The organism is Massilia sp. Root133, assembly GCF_001426525.1.
GTDB classification, from domain to species: Bacteria; Pseudomonadota; Gammaproteobacteria; order Burkholderiales; family Burkholderiaceae_D; genus Telluria; species Telluria orientalis.
On record NZ_LMEW01000023.1, the window covers coordinates 17,341 to 32,517 of the forward strand.

16 protein-coding genes are annotated in these 15,177 nt (G+C 65.0%); 10 read left to right on the forward strand and 6 right to left on the reverse strand.

Annotated features, from left to right (window positions below; translation table 11 throughout):
* Positions 1-80 precede the first annotated feature (80 nt).
* Together ASD28_RS16080 and ASD28_RS16085 are read right to left on the reverse strand one after the other, a co-directional pair.
* Entirely contained in the window at positions 81-635 is a 555-nt protein-coding gene (locus ASD28_RS16080; protein ID WP_056129938.1) for a TlpA disulfide reductase family protein, read from the reverse strand.
* Positions 628-1,257, reverse strand: a complete 630-nt coding sequence (locus ASD28_RS16085; protein ID WP_056129939.1) for a hypothetical protein — start codon at positions 1,255-1,257, stop codon at positions 628-630. Before ASD28_RS16085 ends, ASD28_RS16080 begins: the two co-directional genes overlap by 8 nt.
* A gap of 86 nt (positions 1,258-1,343) precedes the next feature.
* Here ASD28_RS16085 and mpl point away from each other — a divergent pair, with 86 nt between their 5' ends.
* From mpl to ASD28_RS16105, 4 genes are read left to right on the forward strand one after another with little or no spacing between them, the layout of a single operon-like run.
* Positions 1,344-2,714 (forward strand): UDP-N-acetylmuramate:L-alanyl-gamma-D-glutamyl-meso-diaminopimelate ligase, encoded by a 1,371-nt coding sequence (gene mpl / locus ASD28_RS16090; RefSeq protein WP_082577113.1) that lies wholly within the window; start codon positions 1,344-1,346, stop codon positions 2,712-2,714.
* Complete coding sequence (locus ASD28_RS16095) at positions 2,711-3,331, forward strand: YqiA/YcfP family alpha/beta fold hydrolase (protein ID WP_056129942.1); 621 nt, start codon at positions 2,711-2,713, stop codon at positions 3,329-3,331. Before mpl ends, ASD28_RS16095 begins: the two co-directional genes overlap by 4 nt.
* Positions 3,328-3,921: a chorismate lyase gene (locus ASD28_RS16100; protein ID WP_056129945.1), complete on the forward strand. Its 594-nt coding sequence runs from the start codon at positions 3,328-3,330 to the stop codon at positions 3,919-3,921. The genes ASD28_RS16095 and ASD28_RS16100 overlap by 4 nt, the downstream gene beginning before the upstream one ends.
* Entirely contained in the window at positions 3,918-5,963 is a 2,046-nt protein-coding gene (locus tag ASD28_RS16105) for a ribonuclease catalytic domain-containing protein (RefSeq protein WP_056129948.1), read from the forward strand. Before ASD28_RS16100 ends, ASD28_RS16105 begins: the two co-directional genes overlap by 4 nt.
* A gap of 31 nt (positions 5,964-5,994) precedes the next feature.
* Here the strand turns inward: ASD28_RS16105 and ASD28_RS31885 are convergent, their stop codons facing one another.
* From ASD28_RS31885 to ASD28_RS16115, 3 genes are read right to left on the reverse strand one after another with little or no spacing between them, the layout of a single operon-like run.
* Positions 5,995-6,174, reverse strand: a complete 180-nt coding sequence (locus ASD28_RS31885) for a hypothetical protein (RefSeq protein WP_156403698.1) — start codon at positions 6,172-6,174, stop codon at positions 5,995-5,997.
* Positions 6,171-6,596: a hypothetical protein gene (locus ASD28_RS16110; protein WP_056129951.1), complete on the reverse strand. Its 426-nt coding sequence runs from the start codon at positions 6,594-6,596 to the stop codon at positions 6,171-6,173. The genes ASD28_RS31885 and ASD28_RS16110 overlap by 4 nt, the downstream gene beginning before the upstream one ends.
* 25 nt (positions 6,597-6,621) lie before the next feature.
* Positions 6,622-7,116, reverse strand: coding sequence for a type VI secretion system tube protein Hcp (locus ASD28_RS16115; protein WP_056129954.1), 495 nt, complete (start codon positions 7,114-7,116; stop codon positions 6,622-6,624).
* Between the two features lie 362 nt (positions 7,117-7,478).
* Between ASD28_RS16115 and ASD28_RS16120 the strand changes: the two genes are divergently transcribed.
* From ASD28_RS16120 to ASD28_RS16145, 6 genes are all read left to right on the forward strand, one after another.
* Entirely contained in the window at positions 7,479-8,330 is an 852-nt protein-coding gene (locus tag ASD28_RS16120; RefSeq protein ID WP_056129957.1) for a TonB family protein, read from the forward strand.
* A gap of 11 nt (positions 8,331-8,341) precedes the next feature.
* Positions 8,342-9,163, forward strand: coding sequence for a shikimate dehydrogenase (gene aroE / locus ASD28_RS16125; protein ID WP_056129960.1), 822 nt, complete (start codon positions 8,342-8,344; stop codon positions 9,161-9,163).
* A complete protein-coding gene (gene mtgA, locus ASD28_RS16130; RefSeq protein WP_056129963.1) occupies positions 9,160-9,900 on the forward strand; it encodes a monofunctional biosynthetic peptidoglycan transglycosylase in 741 nt (246 codons plus the stop codon). The genes aroE and mtgA overlap by 4 nt, the downstream gene beginning before the upstream one ends.
* Positions 9,901-10,093: 193 nt before the next feature.
* Positions 10,094-11,059, forward strand: coding sequence for a magnesium/cobalt transporter CorA (gene corA / locus ASD28_RS16135; RefSeq protein ID WP_056129966.1), 966 nt, complete (start codon positions 10,094-10,096; stop codon positions 11,057-11,059).
* Between the two features lie 136 nt (positions 11,060-11,195).
* Positions 11,196-13,415, forward strand: a complete 2,220-nt coding sequence (locus tag ASD28_RS16140; protein ID WP_229411990.1) for a TonB-dependent siderophore receptor — start codon at positions 11,196-11,198, stop codon at positions 13,413-13,415.
* A gap of 2 nt (positions 13,416-13,417) precedes the next feature.
* The gene (locus tag ASD28_RS16145) at positions 13,418-14,650 is read left to right on the forward strand and encodes a PepSY domain-containing protein (RefSeq protein WP_056129968.1); all 1,233 of its coding nucleotides are present in this window, start codon (positions 13,418-13,420) and stop codon (positions 14,648-14,650) included.
* A gap of 3 nt (positions 14,651-14,653) precedes the next feature.
* On the opposite strand, the gene ASD28_RS16150 is transcribed toward ASD28_RS16145, so the two are convergent.
* Entirely contained in the window at positions 14,654-15,139 is a 486-nt protein-coding gene (locus tag ASD28_RS16150; protein WP_056129971.1) for a heme-degrading domain-containing protein, read from the reverse strand.
* Between the last annotated feature and the right edge of the window lie 38 nt (positions 15,140-15,177).

Here is a 15,177-nt window from a genome sequence, read left to right on the forward strand (position 1 = left end):
CAGGCATTTTGCCGCCAACGTTACGTGTTGGCAAGCGATATAAAGAAGTCGGAAAATAAGTGAACGACCGTTCACTGGAACTACAACTTGGCCAGGTCGGCGCGCACCTGATCGAACTTCAGACGGCCCAGGTAAGTCTTGCGGACCTGCCCATCTGCGCCGATCAGCACCGTAAATGGCAGCCCGCCGTTCGCGTTGCCGAGGCCACGCGCGAGGTCGGTGCCACCCATGCCGCCTACGTACAATGGGTAGGAAATCTTGATTTTGCGGGCAAACTCGGCGAGGTTCGTAGGGGAATCGATGCCGATGCCGATCACATTGAAGGTCTTGCCGCCGTCCTTGGCCGCCAGTTCCGACAATTCCGGCATCTCCGACACGCACGGCGCGCACCACGATGCCCAGAAGTTGACGAGCAGCGGCTTGCCCTTCCACTGGGCGAGCGGCTGCGGCTTGCCGGCCAGGTCGTTCAGCGAGGTCGCATACAGATTCGTCACCGCCGTGTGCGGGCGGCCGTCCGTGGGTGCATAGGTCGTGGTCAGCGGACCCTTGGCATCCTGCTTCACACCGGCGATGGCACCGAGAACCGTAAAGGCGGCGGCCAGGATCACATAACCGGCCAGGTGTTTCTTATTCATCGTGTTCGAGAGAGTCGTTGTTCATCAGGGTGCGGAGCGTGGCAGCATCGGCGCGCTGCAGGCTGCCGTCCGCGCGGGTCTTCAGCGCACCGCGTAAATCGTTCATATCATAAAGCTCGGCGTGCACCATTTCTTTTTGCCACGTGAAGCTTACCGTTTCTACCGGATCGTAGCGTCCCCCTTTGAAGTGGGGAGTTTCCGAAATCTCGATATTGACATTGCGATTCAACAGCCAGATTTCGACTTCCTTGGCGCTGTCGGCAAATAATTGCAGGTGGATGTCGTCATGTTCGCCCGCCGTTCCGTTCAAAACCGCGCCGGTAATATACGGACGGAACTCGGCCAATTGGTCCATCACTTCCAACGCTGCGGCACGCAAATGGTGCAGGCGCGCGGCCTGCGCCGGGCCGAGGAACAATGCCTGGTAGCGGCGTACTTCGTCTTCGACTTGCAGATTATCCGGCAGGTAATTAGGAGAAGGGCGGTCGACGCCGAGCACCTGGCGCGCCGCCTTCGTCTTGGCCGTCGAGTAATCGGCCCCATCCTGGGCGATCATGCGGGCGGCCGTCGCAGCGATGCGTGCGCGCACCTGTTGGAGGTCGTCATTTGAATTGGGCATCATGTCCGAGATCATACTCTTGAAAGGAAAATGGCATCGCGTCGGGTAGAATCGCGTATTCGCTATTACAGAGATCCCTTCGGCACGTCATGCACATCCATATCCTCGGCATCTGCGGCACCTTCATGGGCGGCCTCGCGGTGCTGGCCAAAGAGGCCGGCCATCGCGTCACCGGGTGCGACGCCAACGTCTACCCTCCGATGAGCACCCAGCTCGAAGCCCAGGGCATCGAGCTGATCCAGGGTTACGGGCCCGAACAGGTGAACCTGAACCCGGATCTGTACGTCGTCGGCAACGTGATGACGCGCGGTAATCCGCTCGTCGAGGAAATCCTGAACCGCGGCTTGCCGTACGTATCTGGCCCGCAATGGATTGGCGACCACATTCTCCGTAATAAATGGGTGCTCGCCGTCGCGGGCACGCACGGCAAGACGACGACGACCTCGATGCTGGCGTGGATCCTGGAAGATGCCGGCTATTCGCCGGGCTTCCTGATCGGCGGCGTGCCGCTGAACTTCGGCGTGTCCGCGCGTCTGTCGGGCGAAACCGATTCCGACTTCTTCGTGATCGAGGCGGACGAATACGACACGGCCTTCTTCGACAAGCGCTCGAAGTTCGTGCACTACCACGCCAAGACGGCCGTGCTGAACAACCTGGAATACGATCACGCCGACATCTTCCCCGATATCGGCGCCATCGAGACCCAATTCCACCACCTCGTGCGTACCGTGCCCGGCGTCGGGCGCATCGTCGTGAATGGCGACGAAGCGTCGCTGGCGCGCGTGCTGAAGCGCGGCTGCTGGAGCGAGAAGGAAAGTTTCGGCTCGTCCGAAGGCGTGGACTGGAGCCTCGTCGAACATCCGGGCGGGTCCAGCTTCGACGTGTTCTTCAAGGGCGACAAGCAGGGCACCGTCCACTGGGACCTGACCGGCCACCACAACCGCAGCAATGCGATGGCCGCCATCGCCGCCGCGCGCCACGTGGGCGTGCCGCCCGCGCAGGCGATCGAGTCGCTGGCCCGCTTCCAGAACGTCAAGCGGCGCATGGAAGTGCGCGGCGTCGTCAACGGCGTGACCGTGTATGACGACTTCGCGCACCATCCGACCGCGATCGCGACGACGGTCGGCGGCCTGCGCCAGAAAATCGGGACGTCGGGAAGGATTCTCGCCGTGCTGGAGCCGCGCTCGAACACGATGAAGCTGGGCGCGATGAAGGATGCGCTGCCGGGCAGCCTGAAGGATGCGGACCTCGTGTTCGGCTTCGGCAGCCAGCAGGCGCTGGGCTGGTCGCTGGCCGATGCATTGAAGCCGCTGGGCGCCAACGCGCACAGCTTCGACCAGCTCGACTACATGGTGCAGGCGATCGTCCAGGCCGCGCAGCCGGGCGACCACATCCTCGTGATGAGCAATGGCGGCTTCGGCGGCGTGCACCAGAAGCTGCTGGAGGCGATGGCGGCATGAGCGGGGGCTCGCATCTGCTCTATCTGCACGGCTTCCGCTCGTCGCCGCGCTCGTTCAAGGCGAGGGTAGTGCAGCAGCGGATGGAAGCGGCCGGCCGCGCCGCCGACCTGATCTGCCCGCAACTGCCGGCGTCGCCGAAGGCCGCGATGGACCTCGTCCTCACGTTGGTCGAACGCTATTCGGGCAATCTCGCCATCATCGGTTCCTCGCTGGGCGGCTTTTACGCGACCTGGCTGGCGGAACGCTTCGGCTGCCGCGCCGCGCTGATCAATCCGGCCGTCGATCCCCTGAAAGACCTGGACAAGCACGTCGGCATCACGACCGAGTGGCATACGGGCGAGCCGTTCGAATTCAAGCGCGACTACATCGACGAGCTGGCGGCGCTGAAGGTCGGCACCATCACCCGGCCGGCGCGTTATTTCCTGCTGGCCGCCACGGGCGACGAGGTGTTGGACTACCGCGACATGGTTGCGCATTACGCGGGCGCGCACCAGCACGTCATCCAGGGCAGCGACCACGCGGTGTCGGAATTCGAGCAGTATGTCGATGAGGTGCTGGCGTTCTGCCTGACGGATAATCCAAACGAAGGCGACGCCGGATCGGACCAGCGCCAGTGAGGCCCGCGTCGCTGCGCCGGGCCCGCTGGCTGGCGCATCCGGCCGGCGTGGGCGCGCCGGCCGTCATGCGCGACTGGCTGACGACGCCGGGTTCGCTGACGGCGCGCCTGATCGCGCACAGCCGGCAATTCCGGGTACAGAAACTGCGCCAGGCGGGCAATGTCTGCCTGGCGGACGAGGCCGACGCGATCGGCCTGGCGCGGCCCCGGCGCGTGTGGGAACGCGATGTGCTGCTGCGTTGCGACGGGCAACCGGTCGTGTACGGCCACACCGTCGTGCCGATGAGTGCGAGCGCGAGCGACTGGCCCCTGTTTTCGGCGCTGGGCGAACGTTCGCTCGGCACCACGCTGTTCTACGATCCGCGGGTCACGCGCGGGGCGCTCGAATTCGCGCGGCTGCGTCCCGGCCATCCGCTGGTGGCGCGCGTGCATGCCGCGCTCGGCCGGAACGCGCCGGCGCGCGACACTTATTTTGCGCGGCGCTGCGTGTACCGCCGCCGCCAGGGACTGCTGCTGGTCACCGAGGTCTTCCTGCCCGAGGTGCTCGATCTCGAGGCGGCCGCATTTAATATGAATACGAATACAAAATGAACTTATTTTTCGAAGAGTCCGGCGATTTCAAGGTCGGCACCGTGCTGTCGCAGGCGGGCGAGGCCTACCAGGTCGAAATGCCGAGCGGGAAGCGTACGAAGGTCAAGGCGCGCGACGTGATGCTGCAGTTCGACAAGCCGGACCCCGCCACCCTGCTGGAGCAGGCGAAGGCCGTCGCGGCGGACGTCGATCTGGAATTCCTGTGGGAAGTCGCGGGCCAGGAAGAATTCGGATTCACGGAACTGGGCGCCGAGTACTTCGGCCACGCGCCGCTGGCGTTCGAAGCGGCCGGCCTCGTGCTGGCGCTGCACGGCGCGCCGATCTATTTCTACAAGAAGGGCCGCGGCCGCTACAAGGCGGCGCCGGAACAATCGCTGCGCGCGGCGCTGGCCGGCATCGAAAAGAAGAAACAGCAGGCCATCGTGCAGGCCGCGTATGTCGAGGAACTGAAGGCCGGCACGCTGCCGCAGGCGATGCAGCCGCTCGTCCAGCAACTGCTGTTCAAGCCGGACAAGAACAGCATCGAATTCAAGGCGCTCGAGACGGCCGCCGACGAGCTGCAGACGACGGCGCCGCGCCTGATGCTGTCCACGGGCGGCATCGCGTCGGCGAAAGAGCTGCACATGGGCCGCTTCCTGTTCGAACACTTCCCGCGCGGCGCCGGCTTCCCGCCCGTCGCGGTGCCGACCCCACCGGCCGACCTGCCGCTGGCGAACGTGGCCGCGTTCTCGATCGACGACGTGACGACGACCGAGATCGACGACGCGTTCTCCGTCGAGAAGCTGGATGACGGCACCGTGCGCGTGGGCATCCACATCGCGGCGCCGGGCCTGGGCATCCGTCCGGACGACGCGATCGACAAGATCGCCCGTGCGCGCATGTCGACCGTGTATATGCCGGGCGACAAGATCACGATGCTGCCTGACGACGTCGTCGACGCCTACACGCTGGCCGAGGGCAACGACTGCCCGGCGTTGTCGTTGTATGCCGTACTGGATCCGGCCACGTGGACCGTGCTCTCGACGACGACCCGCGCCGAGCGCGTGCCCATCAAGAACAACCTGCGCCACAACGATCTCGACGACGTCGTCAACGAGGAAACGCTGAACAAGGGCGAGGGCGACTACCCGCACAAGATGGAACTGGGCCTGCTGTGGCAGTGGGCGCTGCAGCTGGAAGCGGGCCGCATGAAGAAGCGCGAAGCGTTCGGCCTGAAGCCGGAACAGGCGAACCGCGTCGACTTCAATTTCTACGTCGAGGACGACGTCGTCACGATCGTGCGCCGCAAGCGCGGCGCGCCGCTGGACAAGATCGTGGCCGAGCTGATGATCTTCGCGAACAGCACGTGGGGCAAGCTGCTGCACGACTGCGGCGTGCCGGGCATCTACCGCTCGCAAGGGCCGGGCGCCGGCGGCTGGGCCGCCAAGATGCAGGTGCGCATGGTCACGCACGCGGCGCCGCACCAGGGCCTCGGCGTCGATCAATATGCCTGGTCGACGTCGCCGCTGCGCCGCTATACGGACCTCGTGAACCAGTGGCAGATCCTCGCCTGCGCCAGCAATGGCGTGACGGCGCCGCTCGTCGCCCCGTTCAAGCACCGCGACGCGACGCTGTTCTCGATCGTCTCCGCGTTCGACGCCGCGTACTCGGCCTATAACGACTTCCAGCAGAACATGGAGCGTTACTGGTGCCTGCGCTGGCTGGCGCAGGAACATGCGAAGCAGGTCGAGGCCGTCGTGCTGAAGGACGAGGTGCTGCGCCTCGTCGAGATCCCGCTCGTGATCCGCCTGCCGGGCATGCCGCAGGCGGCGCGCGGCGCGCAGGTCCGCCTGGACATCGTGCGCTGGGACGAGGTCGACCTGTCGCTGGAGGCGCGCCTGCTCGAAGTCGCGGCCGTCGCACCGGAAGCGGCCGAGGAGCTGGGCCTGGACGAGGAAGAAGACACGGGCGAGGCGGCTGCGGCGGAAGCGGCCGAGGCCGAGGGTGCGGTCGCCGTTACCGATCCGGAAACGCAGACCGACGTGGCGGGTCAGCAGGCATGATGCCGTAGTTGGGCTCTCATCAGCGTTAGACTCAAAGCTTCGCCCTCCGTTCTCTCAACTGGCGGCGAAGCTTCACATTGTCCGCCACGGCGCACGCGAACCCGACAATTGCAAACACACAAAGGGCATCATTGCTGCCGTACTTCCAAAATGCCCATGAGGTCAGGGCCAGACCAAGTCCTGTAGCGAGCAACAATAGCGAGTCTTTCATTTGAAGTTCTCGTAGAGCTTGTGGTACTTCCTGCCCGGTACGCTTCGGTCGTAGATGCCCGGGTTACGGTGGAGAAGCGGCAATAGCCAATCCCGCTTCAAATTCCACCTGGATGCCTCGAAAAGCACATCGCTTAACGACGTGCCACCGGCGAGGGTTCGGCCTGTCGCTACTGCCAAACTGCCTATTGCCGCCCCTATGTAATATGCGCCTTGCACTGCGCCCACAGTGGCAAGGCGCTCCAGGTTCGTTCCTGCGCCGATCATTTCCAGGACGGTTACTCTGGTCCCATACTTGTCAATATAGACGAGCATGCCTGATATGCTGGCCTGTGCGGTCGCAACGGATCCATAGAGATTTTCGGGCGCAGGTAAATCGAGCGCATCCATGTTCTCTTTGAAGTATTTGTAGAAGTCCGGCATTCGATGCTCCCGGTTGTGCTGACGGCTATGCAACGACCTTATTGGCCGACAAATCCCAACCTCCCGCAGTCGATCCACCAGCACCGCCAGAGATTTTTTGTTGCGAGTACTTCCACGTCATCCTGGCAAATTTCAGCTGAAAGTGTTCTTGCATCCCGCCTGTCGCCGACAGGCCCGGTTTTATGGAGCCGATTAACACGTGTTCGAGGTTCATCTCGAAATACCTGACCCGCTCGCCGTTACTGTCGGCCCGGAAGAATTCGAACTTGGCCTTAGGTATCGTTTTGCCCATCGCACAATGTTGTAGCAAAAGCGGCGTAGAAAGATCGGCCAACTTGGCGACGATAACGTCATCGAAATCGGCACGCGCCGATGTATGACCGCCGCTGGTCGAGGTCACGGGGCTGCGTGGCTGATCTATACCGAAGTGCACATTCAAGCATTCGATCCAATCTTTGTGGGCCGAGTCTTGGGACTCGCCTTTGATGCCTTCAATCTGAAGATAAGCGTCCACTGCCATGATGCCTCCGATGTTGATTGAGCAAGTGGTGCATTCTGGCTCCGCTTCCTTTCGACGACGTTGGTTAGCGTCAGTGCATCAAAAGAGACGAATCAACAGCAGGGGCAAGGCAGGGCTGGCATGGAAGGTCAAGAACGGGCAAATCGATTTGTCGAGATGTTTGACGGCTCTGACGGCTTTGCCAGAAGCATCCGATGGTGAGCAATTAGGTTAAAACCTCGACAATATCTTGTTGCTTCAGCGGTCGGGTCTTTCCACAAGGCTCGCAAAGCGGGCAGTCTGCACGGTAGAATGGGGAGTTCCATGACCCCAACCGTCCCACCCCGCAGCGCGTGAACACCCTCCGACACAACCGCCCCCTGATGATCGCCATCACCTGCTCGGTGCTGGCGCACGCCTCCCTGCTGGCGGTCCGTTTCGCCGCGCCGGACGCCTTCCGGCTGCAGCCGGCCGATCCGGGCCTGGAGGTCATCCTGGTCAACGCCAGGCATACGCGCGCCCCGGTCAAGGCGGACGCGCTGGCCCAGGCCAACCTGGACGGCGGCGGCAACGCCGACGCCGGCCGCGCCCAGTCGCCCCTGCCGGACCTGCGCAAGGTCGAGAATGGCGACAGCATCAAGGCCCTGCAGCGCCGCATCGCGGAACTGGAACAGCAGCAGAAAAGCGTGCTGACGAAGATGCGCCAGTCGCAGTTCAACAGCGCGCCCGTGGCCGAGCAGACGAAGCCCGACCCCAGCCGCACGGGCGAGGACAACCTGGACTCCACCAGGGCCATCGCGCGCATGACGGCCGAGATCACCCAGCGCATCGCCGACGAGAACAAGCGCCCGAAAAAGACGTTCATCAGCCCCAGCACGCGCGAAGTCGGCTACGCCATGTACTACAAGGCGATGCAGAAGCGCGTGGAGGAGGTCGGCACCTTGAACTTCCCGCAGCAGAACGGCAAGAAGCTGTACGGCGAACTGGTCGTCTACATCCCGATCTTCCAGGACGGCACGCTGTACGAAAAAGAAGGCGGACCGCGCATCGAACGCAGTTCCGGAAATCCGGCGCTGGACAAGGCCGCGCTGGCGATCGTCCGCCGCGCCGCGCCGTTCGGCAAATTCCCGGCCAATATGCGCTCGACCGACAAGGACGATCTCTGGATCGTCGTCACCCGCTTCAAATTCACCCGCGAAGAAAAGCTGCAGGCCGAACTGCGCGGCGAAGGATAACAGGAGACTCCATGACCGATAAATATTGCGTGATCGGCAACCCGATCTCCCACAGCAAATCGCCGGACATCCACGCCGCGTTCGCGGCCGCGACCGGCCAGGACATCGCGTACGAACGCTGCCTGGCGCCGCTGGACGGTTTTGCGGACACCGTCCGCGACCTCGTGGCGCAGGGCTACCGCGGCGCCAACGTGACGCTCCCCTTCAAGCTGGAAGCGGCCGCGCTGGCCACCCGGCTGGAAGCGCGGGCGCGCTTGGCCGGAGCCGTCAACACGCTGCGCTTCGAGGGTGGCGAGATCGTCGGCGACAACACGGACGGTCCGGGCCTCGTCGCCGACATCGTCAGGAACGCCGGCGTGCCGCTCACCGGCAAGCGCGTCCTGCTGCTGGGCGCGGGCGGCGCGGCGCGCGGCGTCATCCTGCCGTTCCTGAACGAGAAGCCGGAAGCGATCGTGATCGCCAACCGCACGCGCGCGACGGCCGATGCGCTCGTTGCCCACTTTGCCGATCACGTGGCGTACTCGGGGCAGATCAGCGCCTGCGGGTTCGCCGACATCGAGGGTGCGTTCGACGTCGTCGTCAACGCGACGTCGGCCAGCCTGTCGGCCGACCTGCCGCCCGTGCCCGCGTCGGCCTTCCGCGCGGGGACGCTGGCGCTGGACATGATGTACGGGAAGGAGCCGACGCCGTTCATGGCGTTCGCCGCCTCCCACGGCGCGACCGTGCGCGATGGCCTCGGCATGCTGGTCGAGCAGGCGGCGGAAGCGTTCTTGACGTGGCGCGGCGTGCGGCCGGAGACGTCGGCCCTGCTGGCCCGCATGCGCGCATCATGAGCGGCATCGGCACGCTCAAGGCGGGAGCGTCCGCGCGCGCAAGAACCGGCGGGCGGCGCTGGCTGAAGTGGATCATCCTCGGGCCGCTGCTGTTCGTCGTCCTGCTGCAGCTGTATTTCTTTGCGATGGTGTGCTGGTGGACGCAGTTCAACCCGTCGTCCACGAGCATGATGCGCCAGCAGCTGTCGGCGCTGCGCGAGCAGAATCCGAATGCGAAGCTCGAACAGGTGTGGGTGCCGTACGCGCGCATCTCGAACAACCTCAAGCGCGCCGTGATCGCATCCGAGGACGCCAATTTCAGCGAGCACGACGGCGTTGACTGGGATGCGCTGGAAAAGGCGTACGAGCGCAACAACAAAAAGCACCGGGTCGTGGGCGGCGGCTCGACGATCACCCAGCAGCTGGCCAAGAATTTGTTTCTGTCCGGCTCGCGCAACTACCTGCGCAAGGGCCAGGAGCTGGTCATCGCCTACATGCTGGAAGCGGTGATGGACAAGGAACGCATCCTGGAGATCTACCTGAACGTGGTCGAATTCGGCCGCGGCGTGTTCGGCGCGGAGGCCGCGGCGCGCCATTATTTCCGCATCCCGGCCGCCAACCTGAACGCCACCCAGGCCGCCCGCCTCGCGGTGATGCTGCCGAACCCGCGCTACTACGACCGTCACCGCGACACCAGCTACCTGGCACGCCGCACGGCAATCATCCAGCGCCGCATGAACGCCGCGGAATTGCCTTAAACCGGGGTCAGAGCCCAGTTTTTGGCAATAGCTCAAGAACATGTTGAATCGGCTGGCGCATCGCCGGCCAAGTTTGCTCAGGATATTTCCAAAAATCGGGCTCTGACCCCGGTTTTGCCTGGTTTAGGCTGGCCGGTCTCAGGGCTTACAGGTACACTTGCGCTGTTTCCGAATCCGGCCGAGAAAGCAGCGCATGATCAACGTATTTGTCCTACAAAATGGCCGACTGAACCAGATACCCATCGCGTCGCGCGCCGATCTGGAGAACGCGCCTGCCGTCTGGGTCGACCTGCTCGACCCGACCGACGAGGAGCGCGCCTGGGTCAAGACGACCTATGACGTGATCCTGCCCGGCGAGGACGAAGTCCAGGACATCGAGGCGTCCGCGCGCTACTACGAAGCGGAAAACGGCGACCTGCACCTGCGCACCGACTTCCTGCGCGAGGAAGAGGACGGCCCGTCGCGCATCGTGACCGTCGCGTTCATCCTGGCCAAGAAGATCCTGTTCTCGGTCCACACGGACGACCTGCCCGTGTTCCGCCTCGTGCGCCTGCGCGCGCGCTCGCGGCCCGGGTCGATCGAGGACTACATGGACGTGCTGCTGGACCTGTACGCGACCGACGCCGAGTACTCGGCCGATGCGCTGGAAGGCATCTACGAGAGCCTGGAAGACGTCAGCCAGCGCGTGCTGCAAAAGGAATTCACCGACCAGGACGCGGCCTCCGCGCTGAATGCGATCGCCCACGAGGAAGACTTGAACGGCCGCATCCGCCGCAACATGATGGACACGCGCCGCGCCGTCAGCTTCCTGATGCGGGGCCGATTGCTGAACGCGGAACAGTTCGAGGAGGCGCGTCAGATCCTGCGCGACATCGAATCGCTCGACGGCCACACGTCGTTCCTGTTCGACAAGATCAACTTCCTGATGGACGCCACCGTCGGCTTCATCAACATCAACCAGAACAAGATCATCAAGATCTTCTCGGTGGCGTCGGTCGCCTTCCTGCCGCCGACACTGATCGCCAGCATCTACGGCATGAACTTCGACTTCCTGCCGGAGCTGCACTGGCACTTCGGCTACGGCTGGTCGCTGGGCCTGATGGTCGTCAGCGCGATCGCGCCGTTCATGTACTTCCGCCACCGCGGCTGGCTCAAGTAATTCCCGACATGCTCCCGTGATCCCGTGCGCCGGCCCAGCCGGCAGCGCGGGCATGCGTTCGTCTCATTGTCGTTGACTCATTAAATGAGAATCATTATCATTCGCGTTCAATATGAAATTCGGAACGGAGTCTTCGATGGTCATGCATGCGCGCGCCGCCGCCCGGCGTCTTCCACTCAACCGCCTCGCGGCCGCCGTCACGCTCGCCATCCCGCTGCTGGCCCAGGCCGCCGGGGCCGACGACCCTGCGGAGGCGCCGATCCAGCAGGTGCAGATCAGCGCCACGCGGCTCGGCGAAACGACCGAGGGGACCGGTTCCTACACGACCGGCAAGGACCGGACGGCCGTGCCGCTGACCCTGTCGCTGCGCGAGACGCCGCAATCCGTCACGGTGGTAACGCAGCAGCGCATCGAGGACCAGGGCCTGCTCACCGTGACGGACGTCGTCAACAACGTGACGGGCGTGTCGGTAAACCAGTACGAGACGAGCCGCGCCGGCTTCACCGCGCGCGGGTTCGACATCGACAACCTGCAGATCGACGGCGTGCCGACGACGTGGGAACAGTCGTGGAGTGCGGGCGAGGTGCTGGGCAGCCTGGCGCTGTACGACCGCATCGACGTCGTGCGCGGCGCGACGGGGCTGATGACGGGCGCCGGCAACCCGTCCGCCGCCATCAACCTCGTGCGCAAGCATGCGACCGGCAAGACCCTGGCCGGCACGGTGGAGGCAGGCATCGGCGGCTGGAACCAGCGCCGGCTGCTGGGCGACGTGACGACGCCGCTGACGCGGGACGGCAGCGTGCGTGCCCGCTTCGTCGGCGAATACACGGATGGCGACAGTTGGGTGTCGCTGCTGTCGAACCGGAACAAGACCGCGTACGCGACGATCGACGCGGACCTGGGACGCTCGACCCTGCTGCAGGTCGGGATCAGCCGCCAGGAAACCCAGGCGAACGGCCCGATGTGGGGCGGCCTGCCGTACTGGTATTCGGACGGGTCGAAGACGGACTGGGACGTCTCGAAGACGTCGGCCGCCGGCTGGACCCGTTGGCCGACCTCGTACAACAGCGCCTTCGTCAACCTGGAACACGGCTTTGCCAACGGCTGGAAGGTCAAGGCCACCGCGAGCCGCGGCGACCGCCGTTCCGATTCCTACCTGTTGTACCTGTCGGGCGTGCCGGACCGCGCGACGGGCGAGGGCCTCTCCGCCTTCGCCGGCTCGTACGCGACCCGCACGAAGCAGGACAACGCCGGCCTGCACGCGAGCGGTCCGTTCGAACTCGCCGGCCGCACGCACGAAGCGGCGTTCGGCGTGCTGCACCAGAAGCAGACCTTCGTCTCCGACAGCCGCGCGGCCGATTTCGGCACGGGCGCCGGCATGCCGGCCGTCGGCGACTTCAACGCATGGACGGGGACCGCGTACCCGCAGCCCGCGTGGGGCGCGCCGACGTTCTACGAAAGCAGCGCGACGAAGCAGGACGCGCTGTACGGCGTGGCGCGCTTCTCGCTCGCCGATCCGCTCACCCTGATCGTGGGCGCCCGCGTGACCGACTATGAAAAGACGGGCCGCGGCCTGTACACGGCCGCGTACGACATCAAACACGACCGCGAAGTGACGCCGTACGCGGGCCTCGTCTACGACATCGACAGGACGTATTCCGTGTACGCGAGCTACACCGACATCTTCCAGCCGCAGAACCTGAAGGACATCGGCGGCAACATGCTCGACCCGATCGTCGGCAAGAGCTACGAGGCGGGCGTGAAAGCCGAATTCCTCGACGGCCGCCTGAACGGGTCGTTCGCCGTGTTCCGTGCGAAGCAGAACAACCTGGGCCAGGAAGCGGGCCTCGTCGACCGCGACGGCAGCGGCCCCCTGGCGCCGGAGACGTATTACCGCGCGGCCGCCGGCGCGACGAGCGAGGGCATCGAGTTCGATGCGTCCGGCGAACTGGCGAAAGGCTGGAACGTGACGGCCGGCTACACGCAGTACCGCGCGAAGGATGCGGCCGGCGCGGACGTCAACAGCGTCTATCCGCGCCGCCTGTTCCGCGTCTTCACGACGTACCGCCTGCCGGATGCGTGGAGCGCGTTGAGCGTCGGCGGCGGCGTGAACTGGGAAGGCCGCACGTACACGGTCGACCCGAGCGCCCCCGCCGGCACGAATGGGCTGATCGAGCAGTCGCCGTTCAGCGTCGTCAACCTGATGGCGCGCTACGAAATCACGCGGCAGCTGTCGGCCCAGCTGAACATCAACAATGCGTTCGACCGCAAGCATTTCGGCATGTTCTCCGCGTACGGCGCGATCACGTACGCGGCCCCGCGCAGCACGACCCTGACGCTGAAGTACGCGTTCTGACCATGCGCGCGACCTGGACCCTCATCCACCGCTGGTGCGGCCTGCTCACGGCGGCCTTCCTGTTCGTCAGCGGGATCACGGGCGCCGTGATCTCGTGGGACCACGAGCTGGACGACCTGCTCAACCCGCACCTGATGGAAGCGCATACGCCCGGCACGCCGCGGGATCCGCTGGCGCTGGCACGCCAGGTCGAGGCGCGCCATCCGGACGTGCGCGTGTCGTACGTGCCGCTGCACGCGCAAGCCGGGAAATCGCTGGCGCTGGGCGTGGCGCCGCGCATCGATCCCGCCACGGGCGCCTTGAGGTCGCCCGGCTTCAACCAGGTCTTCGTCGACCCCGTCAGCGGCGTCGAACTGGGACGGCGCGAGTGGGGCGCCGTGTGGCCGATCAGCCGCGAGACGTTCGTGTCCTTCCTGTACCGCCTGCATTATTCGCTGCATCTGCCGGACCGCTGGGGCATCTGGTTGATGGGCGCCATCGCGGTGGTGTGGACGCTCGACTGCTTCGTCGGCTTTTATTTGACCTTGCCGGTGCGGCGCCAAACCGCCAACCCCGGCAAGTCGTGGTGGCAGCGCTGGCGCCCGGCGTGGATGGTACGCTGGCGCGGCGGCGGCGCGAAACTGAATTTCGACCTGCACCGCGCGTTCAGCCTGTGGACGTGGATCGTGCTGTTCGTCCTCGCCTTCACGGCGTTTTCGCTGAACCTGTACCGCGAAGTGTTCTATCCCGTGATGCAGACGTTCACGCGGGTCACGCCGTCGCCGTTCGACACCCGCGTGCCGGCCGACCTGCAACACCCGGTCGATCCGCGCGTCGCGTTCGGCGACGTCGTCGCGCACGCCGGCACGGAAGCGCGCCGGCGCGGCTGGGATGCGCCCGTCGGCAGCCTCTATTATTCGCAGGAGTACGGCATCTTCATGGTGAGCCTGTTCGCGCCGGGCGACGACCACGGCACGGGCGGCGTCGGCCCCGCGCTGCTGTATTACGACGGCCTGGATGGCCGCCTGCTGGGCGATCGCCAGCCGTGGAAGGGGACTGCGGCCGACATCTTCGTGCAGGCCCAGTTCCCGCTGCACTCCGGCCGCATCCTCGGGCTGCCGGGGCGGATCCTGATCTCGTGCATGGGGCTCGTCGTCGCCATGCTGAGCGTGACCGGCGTGATCATCTGGTGGCGCAAGCGGGCGTCGCGCGCCGTGAGCGCGCGGCGCGTGAAGGCGGTGCCGGTCGAGACCTGATGCTTACAGCGCGACGTCGTCCGCCTTCAGATACCACTTCAGCGCGCGCACGACCATCGCATGGTCGTCCACGCCCGCGAGCCCCGACACGGTGATCGTGCCGACCTGGCCCGTCCCCTTGACGACGATGGGGAACGAGCCACCGTGCGCCGCGTAGTCCTTCGAGTCGAACGTGGGCAGGTTGTCGAAGTCGCGGCCCGCGTTGACGGCTTCCGTGTGCACGAAGAACGACGCGTGGCCGGTGCGGTTCACGAGGTTGCTCTTGCGGCGGATCCAGTCGACGTTGTTCGGGCTCGTGCCCGCCATCGCATAAAAGAACAGCGGATTGCGGTTGATCGTGATGTCGATCGTGACGGCGACCTTGTCCGCTTTCGCCTGCTCGACGATCCTGTTGCCGATTGCGAGCGCCGCGTCGTTGTCGAAGGACGTGAACTGCAGCGCCTGCTCCTGGCGGCGGATGGTGTCGAGCGCTACGGTTTTCTTGTCCATGCTGGTTCCTGGGTTGGTCGTTGCGGCGCCGGCGGTGC

Bases quoted from the DNA above. Each gene is read 5' to 3' on its own strand.
- ASD28_RS16080 (WP_056129938.1), bottom strand. From the start codon at position 635: ATGAATAAGAAACACCTGGCCGGTTATGTGATCCTGGCCGCCGCCTTT.
- ASD28_RS16085 (WP_056129939.1), bottom strand. From the start codon at position 1,257: ATGATGCCCAATTCAAATGACGACCTCCAACAGGTGCGCGCACGCATC.
- mpl (WP_082577113.1), top strand. From the start codon at position 1,344: ATGCACATCCATATCCTCGGCATCTGCGGCACCTTCATGGGCGGCCTC.
- ASD28_RS16095 (WP_056129942.1), top strand. From the start codon at position 2,711: ATGAGCGGGGGCTCGCATCTGCTCTATCTGCACGGCTTCCGCTCGTCG.
- ASD28_RS16105 (WP_056129948.1), top strand. From the start codon at position 3,918: ATGAACTTATTTTTCGAAGAGTCCGGCGATTTCAAGGTCGGCACCGTG.
- ASD28_RS31885 (WP_156403698.1), bottom strand. From the start codon at position 6,174: ATGAAAGACTCGCTATTGTTGCTCGCTACAGGACTTGGTCTGGCCCTG.
- ASD28_RS16110 (WP_056129951.1), bottom strand. From the start codon at position 6,596: ATGCCGGACTTCTACAAATACTTCAAAGAGAACATGGATGCGCTCGAT.
- ASD28_RS16115 (WP_056129954.1), bottom strand. From the start codon at position 7,116: ATGGCAGTGGACGCTTATCTTCAGATTGAAGGCATCAAAGGCGAGTCC.
- ASD28_RS16120 (WP_056129957.1), top strand. From the start codon at position 7,479: ATGATCGCCATCACCTGCTCGGTGCTGGCGCACGCCTCCCTGCTGGCG.
- aroE (WP_056129960.1), top strand. From the start codon at position 8,342: ATGACCGATAAATATTGCGTGATCGGCAACCCGATCTCCCACAGCAAA.
- mtgA (WP_056129963.1), top strand. From the start codon at position 9,160: ATGAGCGGCATCGGCACGCTCAAGGCGGGAGCGTCCGCGCGCGCAAGA.
- corA (WP_056129966.1), top strand. From the start codon at position 10,094: ATGATCAACGTATTTGTCCTACAAAATGGCCGACTGAACCAGATACCC.
- ASD28_RS16140 (WP_229411990.1), top strand. From the start codon at position 11,196: ATGGTCATGCATGCGCGCGCCGCCGCCCGGCGTCTTCCACTCAACCGC.
- ASD28_RS16145 (WP_056129968.1), top strand. From the start codon at position 13,418: ATGCGCGCGACCTGGACCCTCATCCACCGCTGGTGCGGCCTGCTCACG.
- ASD28_RS16150 (WP_056129971.1), bottom strand. From the start codon at position 15,139: ATGGACAAGAAAACCGTAGCGCTCGACACCATCCGCCGCCAGGAGCAG.